This window comes from Parafannyhessea sp. LCP19S3_B1, from assembly GCF_052121955.1.
GTDB lineage: Bacteria > Actinomycetota > Coriobacteriia > Coriobacteriales > Atopobiaceae > Parafannyhessea.
The window spans coordinates 175,200-187,195 of the sequence record NZ_JBQKDH010000002.1 but is presented as its reverse complement, the minus strand read 5'-3'; the positions used below and the strand labels follow the sequence as shown (position 1 = coordinate 187,195).

Annotated in this window: 7 protein-coding genes; 1 reads left to right on the top strand and 6 read right to left on the bottom strand. The window is 51.7% G+C overall.

The window, feature by feature from the left end; translation table 11 throughout:
- Positions 1-5,391 (bottom strand): phosphodiester glycosidase family protein (locus ACTQWE_RS01705; protein ID WP_441921209.1); only part of this gene is annotated, 5,391 nt, incomplete at its 3' end.
- A gap of 435 nt (positions 5,392-5,826) precedes the next feature.
- Here ACTQWE_RS01705 and ACTQWE_RS01700 point away from each other — a divergent pair.
- Positions 5,827-6,633, top strand: coding sequence for a LicD family protein (locus tag ACTQWE_RS01700; protein WP_441921207.1), 807 nt, complete (start codon positions 5,827-5,829; stop codon positions 6,631-6,633).
- A 44-nt stretch (positions 6,634-6,677) separates the two neighbouring features.
- Here the strand turns inward: ACTQWE_RS01700 and ACTQWE_RS01695 are convergent, their stop codons facing one another.
- From ACTQWE_RS01695 to ACTQWE_RS01675, 5 genes are all read right to left on the bottom strand, one after another.
- Positions 6,678-7,631 carry a glycosyltransferase family 2 protein gene (locus tag ACTQWE_RS01695; protein ID WP_441856953.1) on the bottom strand — a complete coding sequence of 318 codons (954 nt, stop codon included), beginning with the start codon at positions 7,629-7,631 and terminating at the stop codon, positions 6,678-6,680.
- 139 nt (positions 7,632-7,770) lie between these two features.
- Positions 7,771-8,316: a hypothetical protein gene (locus tag ACTQWE_RS01690; RefSeq protein ID WP_441921205.1), complete on the bottom strand. Its 546-nt coding sequence runs from the start codon at positions 8,314-8,316 to the stop codon at positions 7,771-7,773.
- 161 nt (positions 8,317-8,477) lie between these two features.
- On the bottom strand, positions 8,478-9,941 hold the full coding sequence (locus ACTQWE_RS01685) for a lipopolysaccharide biosynthesis protein (RefSeq protein WP_441856955.1): 1,464 nt from the start codon (positions 9,939-9,941) through the stop codon (positions 8,478-8,480).
- A complete protein-coding gene (locus tag ACTQWE_RS01680) occupies positions 9,920-10,540 on the bottom strand; it encodes an acyltransferase (RefSeq protein ID WP_441856956.1) in 621 nt (206 codons plus the stop codon). Before ACTQWE_RS01680 ends, ACTQWE_RS01685 begins: the two co-directional genes overlap by 22 nt.
- 132 nt (positions 10,541-10,672) lie before the next feature.
- Positions 10,673-11,965 (bottom strand): hypothetical protein, encoded by a 1,293-nt coding sequence (locus tag ACTQWE_RS01675; protein ID WP_441856957.1) that lies wholly within the window; start codon positions 11,963-11,965, stop codon positions 10,673-10,675.
- Between the last annotated feature and the right edge of the window lie 31 nt (positions 11,966-11,996).

The following is an 11,996-nucleotide window of genomic DNA, read 5'->3' as shown; positions in this document are numbered from 1 at the left end:
GACGACCTTCTTGAGGTTGAAGCAGTGGCGCATGGACCAGTCGGAGAGGCTCGTCACGCCGGCCGCCACGTCGAGCTCCTTGATGGAGCTCCGGTACTGGTTCCAGGGGACCTGCTCCCCTCCGGAGTAGGCCTGCATGTCGCCGGTGCCCTCGACGGAGAGGACGCCGTCGCCGGCGAGCTTCCACGTGAGGCCGTCGCCGCAGGTGCCGGACGCAATCGCCCGCGGCTCGCGCACGGTGTACTTGACGCCGTGGCCCTTCGCCCAGTCCGCGGCGTAGCTGCCGCGGGCCACGGAGAGCGTCACGCCGTCGCTGTGGGCGAAGGCGTGGTTGGAGCCGCCGCCGATCCAGGAGACGCCGTCGGGGACGTAGACGTCCTTCAGGCCGGAGCAGTACGAGAAGGCGCCCCAGCTGATGCGGGTGACGCTGTCGGGCAGCCTTACCGACGAGAGGCTGCCGTCGCTGAGGAACGCGTTCATGCCCACGGAGGAGAGCTTGCTGCCCTCGGCGAAGACGACCTTCTTGAGGTTGAAGCAGTGGCGCATGGACCAGTCGGAGAGGCTCGTCACGCCGGCCGCCACGTCGAGCTCCTTGATGGAGCTCCGGTACTGGTTCCAGGGGACATCACTACCCCCCGCAAACGAGTACAAATCTCCAGATCCCACAAGTTTAAGAGTCCCCGCGCTACTGATTATGAAATCAACGTTAGTGCCAGCGCGTCCTGCAAAAGCAACGCCCTCATCACTCGAAGACCTGAAGAATCCCCCAACAAATGTGCATACCTTGCCATCAATCGTATACTCGCCATCGTATGCATACCCATCATCATCGGCAAAATAGAATTTGTCTCCATAAGGCATAGCGCCAGTAACTACTATGCCACCAGCGAAATACATGGTTTTACCTGTGCTTTTCTCTGTGACAAAACCACTGTACTTTTCAGCAGCGGGATCAATCTCATGGCCACATTTTGCGCATACCAGCTTCTTAGAGTCCTTGTCATAGACATAGTTGTGCTCATCGTTGGCACAAGTCTTTGACTTGGTATAGGTATCCAGAACACTCTGGTTGCCGTTGGTATCGACGTTGTATGCCGTAACCGTAGCCTTGTCTCCACTGGTCTCGAAGGAGACATAGATACTGTTGAAATCAAGCGTCGCAATATCGAAGTGGAAATCAGGATTGTTCACGACGCTGTAGGACTTACCGCCCGTAGTGCCGCAGATGTAGTAGACAACGCCATTGTCCTTATCCACCTTGCCCTGTGTCAGAGGCTCCGTACGCGCATAGCTGTGGTCGTTGCCAGCAAAGTAGAAGTCGATGCCTGCCTTTTCGACAGCATCAGGCAGCTCGGCAAGATACTCCTCGCCGCCGCCAGTCGGGTTGGTGTAATAGACCGGAATATGCGTAACCAGGATCTTCCAGTTGCAGTTGGATGCAGCTGCGTCCTTCACCAGCCAATCCTTGAACTGTTCAAGCTGGTCCTGGCTGCTCGTATAGTTGAGCACGGCGATATAGACATCGCCATATTCGACTGAGTACCAATTGCCGGCAAGGTTGAAGGTCTCCTTTGCAAGAGCTGCGCCATTGCCGTCGTCATCCGCCTCATGGTTTCCTACGACATGCAGCATGTCCTTGTCGGCAATGCCATCAAGCGTAAATAGCTTGAGTGCATCGGTCCACTGGTTGTAGTAGCGAACGTTATCAACAGCGTCGCCCAGCTGGATTCCAAGATCATATCCGCCGTCTTTGATGTGAGACGCGATGCGACCGAAGCCAGTAAGGGCGTCGTCTTCCTGAATATCTGCAGTCAGGAAAAACTTCTCGCTGTTCTTGTGCACAGCAGTGGTGAACGAACTGACATCAGACCATTTCTGGCCATCGCCAACCTGGAAGTAATAGGTCTTGCCTGCTTTAAGGCCAGTAAGGTTTGCATAGTTGATTCGGCTCACAACACCGCTCTGCGTATAGGAGCCAAGCTGTGAAGTTCCATCCACAACCGTTGCGTCAGACATGTCCTTAGATGCTGCGACCTTCACCTGCGCCGTAGCGGCAGAAGCGGACGGGCTGCTATACCATGCAATGTTCTTCTGCGTGGTCGAATCCTTGGATACATTGAAGTGAACGTACTGAGGCAAGCCTTCCTTACCGGTATCGTCTTCCGTCGACTTGTATGCAGTGCAGGAATACGCGTAAGACCTGTTGCCCTTAGAATCCTTCGCATACAGCGTATGCGTGCCTTCGGCCTTTGTGAGCACCGAAGTAGTCAAGCGGCCATCGGAGTCCGTCTTGCCCAGGTCAGTTGAATCGTCGGCATACACATCGACATCGGCAGCAGCATCGCCATCGGAATTCTTCACCGTGATCGTAGTCGGAAGGCCGACAACCATGGCTTCAGTAGAAAGCGTGTAGGCAGCAGTAATCTTGTGGGTCTCAGACGGCGTGCTGAAGCCCATCCAGTAGGAATTGCTATCAGACGTCACGGAGTTGACCTTGTAGGTACCCGAAACTACCTGGACGCTGATTTCCGAGCCCTCAGCAGAGGCCTCGGAGACAGGAACGGTAATCGTAGCAATCTTGCTGCCCGATGCATTCTCCACCTTTGTGACGCTGACAGTGAGCTTACCCGTATTGTCAGCGTATTCATAAGTTCCGGTAACTCCGCTGGAGAATTGGACCGTCGGCTTGTAGCCACGGCTCAGCTGCACGGTAGCTGTCATCTTCACAATGTCGGAAATATTATTGGTCGTGAGATGCAGCTTCCAGTCCTTGCCGACAATCGGCTTGCCGTCGGTGGTAAAGCTAACGCCAGTGAGCTGTGTCTCCTTGCCGTCTATCGTGACGGCATTGGAACCATTGACAGTGAAATGACGGGTTTCTCGAGTGATATTGCCAAATCCATCCTTGAGATAGAACGTAAGAGAGTGCTCGCCATTGGGAATCTGGACGCCCTTCAGCGTCGAACCCAGATTGTCCTTGTCGCCAGCTCCATAGTAGGTGCCATCAAGATAGAAGTATGCAGACTCAACGCCAGTTGCGAATTTGTCCGTATCCTCATTGTCGTCGTAAGTGGCATAGAACGCAGGGGCATTCGTCTTGAGCTTGGCCCCATCCGCCAAATCAGACTTCGTACCGTCATCATTGATAATCTGGAGAGACTTCACTGTAGGTGCCGTCACGTCCTGATTATTGGCACCATAGACAAAGGAGATGTTGTCAACCAAGATGTAGCCCTTAAGCTGATCTTTGGAGAGCTTGGTGCCATCAGTCGTATACCAGCCGATGCCGCTCTGGGTGACCATAGCGCGGAACAGCATGCCACTGTTGACGCGAATCTTCTGGCCAGCATACTGTGTCATGTCAGCTTCGAAATAATTCCATCCCGCTTTAGCATCTTTACCGTTCGAGTTTTGATCAGTAAAGTTGATAAAAGCATTCGTATAAGTCGAGCCATCTTTGGACGTTGCAATCTGCGCACGCAGCCAAGGAACCGGAGTACCCTCCGGTATGTAGACCCAAGCGCCGAGTGCCGTCGGAGTACCAGGAACATCGATGGCGCTTCCCAGGCCAAGGCAAGCGCCATCTGTACCTGTAATCCCAGTCCAATCGAAGTCGAGCTTCACTGCCTTATGCCCGAAGCGAATGATGTCTGCAAAGTCCGAATCGGTATCCGACACGACCGAGCCGGTAACTTTACCGCCACGGCCAGAATAGCTATAGGTAGCCACTGCACTGGCACTCATTCCATCAAAGCTGTGTACCGTTGTGCCAATCGTGCTGTAATCATGGCCGTCATCGTCGCCACCGTCGAGAACGATGGTCGGCTGCTTGCCTACATTCACGGTCGTGGTAGCCGTGAGGCTTCCATACTTGGCGGTGACTTTGGGGCTCGTCGACACTGTAACATCACTCGTGGTCACAAAGGTATTACCCTTAAAAGAGCCCGCCTTCGTGTCATCGATGGCCCAAGTGATATCTCCATCTTTGAGGATGACCGGCTCTTGCTGATAGAGGGCGGTAAGACCCAGGTCGCTCTTCTCCTCATAGTTGAGGTTGACTTCGTCCGAAGTGAACGAGAGGGTATCTGGATTCTGGATACGGATGCTCGTCTTCCCGACAACCTTGCCCTGATACATAAGCTGTACGGACGCCGTTCCACAGGTTCCGTTAGAGACGAACGTTGCAGAAGCGGTGTCTCCAGAAACATCCCCGGCCTTTAGTTCGCCAAGACTCTTGCTGTCATCCGTCAGAGACCATGACACACCTGAGGGTATGCTCTTGGCTGCTGCACCAGAGTAGTCCATGCCTGTTGCAGTGAGAGCAACTGTCGTATTGGGTGTGAAAATATTGTCGTTGGGGGTAATGCCCGCATGGTCAAATTCGCCAGACGGCGCTGCCGTTGAAACCGCGAGAAGGGAGGTAGAGATTACTCGCTCGCCACCGCCTGCGGGCGTATTGCGCATTGCAATGTCAGACTTGCCTTCGCGCTGGGACACGAACTCGGATGATCCGCCTTCATCGAGCTCCAGGGCATAGGTGCACCCCAGGCTCTGCATCATGCGGCCCATTTCCTCAAGAGTGTACCCAAGGGAACGCGGAGGCATGGTGCCGTCAGCCTGAAGCATCACAACGGTACCATCCGCTTTCAAACCGATGGCACTACGTGAATAGTGCCCGCCGTTGGGTGGTGAAACGTGTCTGCCGTTGGAACCCTGCGGAACCACAGTATCGCCATCTACAAGTATGCACCAGCCACCTACAGCGTCCGTAACTGAAACTGCAGAACCGACCTTCTTGCTTTGATCGGCAGCCGCTTGATCAAGTGTCGTACCTGCAGGATATATTCCTACTGATCCGTCACTAAAAACTGCAATGAATGGAACCCTCGCATCGTCCTTATATGTCGTGCCCCTCATGCGAAGATAACCCACCGGCTCTCCTGTAGTTATATTGAAGAGCGATGCATTGATGCCGCCTACAACATTCTCGTTGTAAGTCTTCTCGTACAGATGCGTCTGATCCGTAAGGGTCGACATCTTCCAGCCATCTTTAGCCGGATCGACATTGCCGTAGCTTGCGGCAAGCTTCGCATTGCCATTCGCGGTGTTGATCTCCATCACATTGGCAACAGTCTGCGAGGTGCCTGCAGCATTATTGGTAACAATCGTCCGCTCGGTTATATCTGGCGCAATCGCATATGCTTTTGTCGAAGTTACTGAATAGTCCGTACCGTCAATTGAGGAGCCTTTTGATATATCTTGCACTTGACCAGCGTAGACGTTATTCATGTCCTCCGCGAGCGCAGCCGCAGAACACAACCCTGAAGCCGAAGCAATACACGCTGCAAATAATGCCGCCACCCCACATTGCACAATCCTGTCGCGTTTCATACCTGGTACCCCCCCATCAAAAAAGTCTGTAAGGCACTCCTGGCTGTTTGATCTTCGTACTCTGACAACATCAAACAAGGCTGTCTTCCCAAATCAATTCATTGCTGCTACTAAGGCACTGAACCTCCCTCAATCTACCTCCCGTAGTTTTATGTAAGGATAAGCTATGTGATGATTTTGAGAAACCGAATCTACCGAGTGGTAGTCAAAAAATTTTAAGACTTCCAAGGGAGAGCACAATGGAAATCAGCTTTATGTTGTAATTTTATGAATTTTTTTACAAGCAAGCTTGACTCGCATGATTTAATGCACTGTAGACATCATTTAACGTGCAATACATTGTGGAGCTATTTGTCGAGATCAGAAGGGGTGCGAACTGAGTTTATGAATGAAATACAGTCTCGTATACTTTCTATTTACAAAAATGTCGCAAAGGTGTGTGACAAGAATGGCTTAAGATACTTTGCGATTAACGGTACCTGTTTGGGAGCGGTTCGGCATGGCGGGTTCATCCCCTGGGATGATGACATGGATTTAGCTATGCCGATAGAGGACCTGATGGTATTTCTAGAGATAGCTCCATCATCTCTGCCTGACAACCTAGAGCTACATTATTTTGGTACAGTTCCCAGTTACGCTCATATCTTTATTAAGGTAATCGATGCAACGACCACGTTCATAGAGCCCACCGAAATCTCTTATCCGCAGCGATATAAGGGGGTCTGGTTAGATATCACTCCTCTATCATCTTATCCCGACTCCCATCATCAACAGCTTGTTTTTTCAAGAAAAAACAAGCTGTATAGCAGACATACGGCTGCCTCTAAGTTCTCCATAACCGAAATGACTACGCTAAAATCTAAAATCATGTGGATTCTTCAACAGCCCAAGGTTGCTACACTTAGAGCTGATCCATTGGAAAGTTGGTTCTATTTTTTAATGGGCTTCCCTGTCAAGGAACCATTTTCTCACGCTGCCCTCTGGAGCCCAGAAAATCCCTCGCGTATGGTTATCCCAGCAAAATGCTTTGCTAAGTGTATTGAAATGCCTTTTGAGGACGTTATGATGCATGTTCCCGTAGGGTACGACGAGTATCTATCTCTTCAGTACCGTGATTACATGAAACTGCCGCCCCTAGACAAAAGGCAGACACATAGTAAGAAGGGATTCGTCGATCTCCAACATTCCTATAAACTATATCAAACAGGCGAACTTAGTCTGCCCGTCGAAATATCCTGTTAATCCAAACAGTAGCTGTTCTGATTTTACTTCCCCTGCACACTTTTTCATTTTTTAATTATTTGATATAAACCCGTCCAATAAAGAATTCTCAACAATTGCTCTTTCAGACCTGTAGCAGGTGGCAATACATTTTTCTGTCGCTTCAATTCCTGGCGGAAGATACTATAGATGGCCGGGTATCTTCTTCTGTTGTTGCCACGCGCTGAGGCAAGGGCAATCCCCCAGCACTCCTGAGCGCAATAAGCCTTGCAGACTCTGTTGCAGTAAGGGAAAACATCATTGACGTATGATGTTAATTTTTTACAGTTAGACAAAACATCAAGGACTTGAGGTCCAAAACTAGCCGTAATGGATCCTGGCCTAGCAGTATAAGTGTAAAGAGGAACTCCTAAAAAATAGATTGATGAAGATGCGCCAATGACTTCTGCCGTCCAGAGAACATCCTCATTGATAACACCCTCTTCGAATTCTATGCCATTTTCCACTAGTAATCTTCTTGCGATTAGCTTCGAGTATGGGCCAGTAGAGCATTTCCCGCCAAGCCATTCTTCAAGAGCGCTCTCGGAAGACGAAGAATGAGGTATACATCCATACAAATGGTGCTCTCTGCCATTGACCTCAAGACGACGAAGTGCGCATATGACTACATCTGCATTCTCGGAGGTTATTGAAGCAACCATTGCTTCCACCATTTCTGGATCCTGTGTATCGTCAGCATCCCAAAATGCTACATATTGTCCTACCGCTTGTTTGAGCCCATAGTTCCTCGCCGAAGAAGCACCGCCATTCTTCTTCCTAAAGAGATGTCTACAAGTAGTGTCCTCAGCACACCAGGCTTGGCACAGTTCTGCACTCTTATCTGAGGAGCCATCGTCAACCAAAACCCACTCAATATTTGCGTACGTTTGTGACGCCCATGAATGAAAGCTGTCAGGAAGCCATCGTTCGGCATTGTAAATCGGGACAATGACGCTCACAAGCAATCGACTCTCAGCCATTGGTACCCCCAAAAAAGGATTGTGTACACCCGTCGAAACGACTGCCGCAGCGTCACGATGGGTAGTGTCGGAAAAGTTGGTGTAAAGGCCTCTCCACAGGTTCTCGGCCATCACCTTGAATCGTCAATCTGTGCCTATCCTACGCCGTCTCCATCTCGTCCGCAAACTCAAGGCTGGCGTCGATCGCCCTCTCTGCCACCAGGCGCCACTCGCCGAGCCTCTCCGGCGTCTGTGTTTTGTCAAGCAGAAGTGAACAGTAGGGACTCTGCGGTGGGAATCTTGGACCAAAACGGGGCAGGAAGGAAGCCGTATGTTCAGAACCGAACAGCGAAGGATCGCAATCGAGACCTTCATCAGATTCGGCCACAGCTACGCCGACACGATAGCCTAGCGAGGTCCGCCCGAAGCTCGCCGACAGGGCGATTTTCTTGCGCTCATCCGGAACGTTAGCGAGGAAATAGACCGGGTCGAGACCCTTGTTATCAATGAAGTTCCAGGTTTGGTCGCTACCGGCGCAGTAGACGGCATCGTGATCGAACTCCCCACCCTCAAGATAGGGTCTAGCGTCGCAGAGTTCGAGCTCGCACTCGAGGAACTCCCGAAACATTCTCCGCTGCCGGCTCCAGTTGGACGCCGTGATGAAGTAGCGGAGCCTATTCGCCAGAGGATTTCCAGGCCTCTCCAAACACATTGCCTTGTGGCCCTCAGATGTCCACTGGGGACGGTAGTAGTCGATGAAAATGGGCCTGCCATAGGCCGAGAGGACATTCCTTGTGGCAACAGCCTACACGACCGTTCCGTAGTTGAACGTGTCGATGATGGTAGAGATATATATGGTTTGTGACGTCACGAGCGGATCCCCCTAATCTTTTCGGCGATTATCTTCCTCCTTGATGCACAGATGATGGCAGCAACCGCAAGTAGCGCGTACCGCACAAGGGGATAGGGATAGAGCCCAGCGAAGGCAACGGAGGCCACCACAAGCACCGCTGCCATGCCCCAGACAGCCCTGCCGTCAATCAGGCTGGCACCTGTCCGCTGCTTTGCAACCTGTTGGGCGAATGTGTAGTGCGCGACGCCAAGCACCACGTAGCAGGCGAGCGTGGTGTAGCCGGCTGCACGGTACCCGATGAGCGGTATGAAGATAGCATTTAGAGCAACATTAAGGATGGCTGCGATCACCGAGGCAACGGTAGCGACACGCGTTTTCTCCCAGAAGAACTCGATGTTGGAGCAGAACGAGTACAGAAATATAAAAAATACGCTGGCAGCAATGACTGGCACGAGTCCCAACGCCTCTCCGTACTTGGAGGGGGCAAGTATTGCCACAATCTCAGGTGCCAAGGCATCCATGAGAAGGATGAGAACGGCCAACGTGCCAAGAATCTCTAGCGCCACTTTGCCGACGCCCCCGTACTCCTTGGCTTCGAGCCTTCGATAGAGCCAAGGCATGACCGTATTGTTCAACGAGCTGGTGAGCACCGTCATGATCATGCCGGCAGAATAGGCAATGCTGTAAACACCTGCGTCGGCCGTGCTGCACATTTGCCTGATCATGATTCGGTCGGAAGAACCGAGCATCACTTGAGAGAGATAGTGAGGAAGGAGCGGTATGTTGAAAGCGAGCGTAAACTTCCAATAGTCGGCACAGAAGAACTTTCTGCCCCTGCGCATCATGCCGTTACCAAGCACAATCGCCATCGCCACCTCGACTAGAACGAAGGAGAGGATGCGCGCGAGCACCTTGTCCTGCGCGAGAATCACGAACGGTATTCCCAGAGCAGGGACACCGGCGGCAAGGATGATTGCCGCCACAACAACCTTGCGATAATCGAAGTCATAACGCGCGCGGCAAGCCCATATGTCATAAATCTCCGACGCCACGACATCCACGAGCATAAGAAGGACATAGGAGTTTGGCATGCCGGTGAGCGCGGAGGCTTGATCCTGGAAAACCGACGCGAGGACGAACCACACAGCCCCCATAATAATAATTAGTCCTGTAACGGAGCTCGTGTAGCCCTCTTTGTCCTCAGGGTAGCGCACCATGCCGTTGTTGAAACCGCCATAAGCCACGCCGAGAGTCACCATGTACACGAAGACGCTCTCCCAGCTCTGGTACACGCTGAAGGAGCCGTACTCCGAGGTCGTAAGCAGGCGCGTGAAGATAGGCACCGTGATGAACGATATTCCGCGAAGGATGAACCCGCTGAGGGTGATCCACAGCGTTGCGCGCTTGACCTTAGAAAGCGATCTGTAGCGATTCCACATCTCGTTTAGCAACATTTTCATTGTGTAGTCAGTATCCATATCCCCATGCAGCTAGCCTTAATGTCGGCAACGCTTCTCGAGTTCCGACAGAAACTCCTCGTAACTGGCAAAGCGAGGTTCCGTGCACTCGAAAAGGGCCTGGCTTTGGTCGAACGACCCGCACAGCCTCTGCGTCGCTTCGAAGGACGGGTCCGAGAAGACATCCTTTCCTCTCGGCTCGAACAGCCAGAAAAACTCCGCAAATATCTCTCTTGGAGGCACCCCCCACGACGAGCCTCGGGCGAGTTGCGGCACCAGCAGTCGTAGAGATCGGCTGCCTCGTCCATCTGTGCCGCCCGGCGCTTCTCCAGATAGGAGTCGATGTCAGCTATGACGCAGCAGGAATCACCCACGGTGACGCTATCAGGAGGGATACTCTTGGTCACGACGCTTCCCGCACCGATGACCACGTTGTCACCGATCTCCACGCCCTTCAGGATGGTCGAGTTCATGCCAATGAAGACATTGTCCTCGATGCGTACGTGTCCGGCGCTGCCCAGCACGTCACCATACTTCCCCTTGAAGACTGACCAGTCGTAGCCGTGCGCGAGGATGGTTACACTCTCGGTGACGGAAACGTTGCACCCAATTTCAATCATCCAAGGTCGAGTTTCATCAATAAAGCAGCCCGTCGGTGAATAGATCACGGCATCACCGCCGATGACCATGCCCAACGAGCGAAGATGCTCGACGTAGGTCTTGGGCGAGGCTTTGGACCATAAACAAGACGCCTAACGAGCTCTCTTAAGGCCATGGACGAATCCGCCCTTCCCAAACTTTGAATCTTTTACAACAACAAAAGGAATCGAGAGGACTAGAAAGGTCAAATAGGCCGCTTCCACACGCAGTGTCTGGTTGTACCAGAAGCACAGCGTAGTCATGATTGCCACAATCTGAACCAGCTGAAAGTAAAACGAGTCCTCTGGCAGCTTTTTCGCCCATCCCCCGCAATAACAGCAGAGTACAACAAACTGAACAATCAAAAGACCAAATCCAACGTAACCCGTCTCAATGAACCATGTCTGCGTGGTGAAGAACTGGTAGTTCAGGTATCCGTAGGCTCCATAGAAAGCACTCGTAAAAATAGAGAACTGTGAGAACCCGGCATTGCCAAACCCTACCCCGAACAGATTGAGTGACAGATTGCCGTGGAATATGAACTGATTGATATCATTGAATGCATTAATCCTGCTGATGTTGTAGCCTTCGACAGCTCCAGTGTTGTCGGTTGAGTAGGTCATAAGTTCATCGAAGTTAGTGAGCATTTCATACGCGCTTGGAAAGGCCGCCGAAAAAATCTGAAGGGCGACGATGAAGGCTATGAGTGTGACCAGCAATAGCAGGAATGACCTTGGCTTGTTTGCACGGCACAGCACGGCGAAGATAACGATTGCGGCCGCCTCAATATAGAAGAGCTTGAGCTCGGCAAGGGCAGCAATGACGAGGGTGGATAAAGCGACGAACACAAACTTCCAGAACCCCTCACGGCCATCTACGAAAGCAAGCGAATAGTAAGCGAGCAAGATGCAGAAGAACACGTTTGTGTAGCCATTACACCCGGTCACTGTGCCAAATATTCCGCCCAAATGGTCTCCATCAAAACCCATCGCGTATTGGACGATGGAGATACAGATATTAAGCACCTGAAACCAAAAGAATATATGGAAGAATCCATCAATGTCCTCACGATTGAGAGTCGATGCACATGCATAGCCGAAAGCGAAGAACCGGAAAGTATTACGGATTCCCCAGAGAACTAGAGTTGGCTTTACGATATGTGCAACATCTCCAATAAAAAGCACAGTACAGAACGTGATGAACGTCCATACGATTGCACTCGTCCCAAGCTTACGAAACCTAGACCAAGTCCCCTTCGGACAAGATAAAAGCGCAGCAACGGTCACGATGTCAGTGATGTAAAGAGTAGAGCTTGGGATTCCAAGGAGGTCGTTTATCCACAAGATGATGAGAACGTAGACCACCTGAAAATAGATGAGCGTCTTTCGCGATATTTTCATGTTCATGAAACGCTCGCCCAAAGTCATTGGGGCAGCG

Excerpts from the sequence above, each read along its gene's own strand:
- ACTQWE_RS01695 (WP_441856953.1), bottom strand. The coding sequence starts at position 7,631 with ATGGCTGAGAGTCGATTGCTTGTGAGCGTCATTGTCCCGATTTACAAT.
- ACTQWE_RS01685 (WP_441856955.1), bottom strand. The coding sequence starts at position 9,941 with ATGGATACTGACTACACAATGAAAATGTTGCTAAACGAGATGTGGAAT.
- ACTQWE_RS01680 (WP_441856956.1), bottom strand. The coding sequence starts at position 10,540 with ATGATTGAAATTGGGTGCAACGTTTCCGTCACCGAGAGTGTAACCATC.
- ACTQWE_RS01675 (WP_441856957.1), bottom strand. The coding sequence starts at position 11,965 with ATGAACATGAAAATATCGCGAAAGACGCTCATCTATTTTCAGGTGGTC.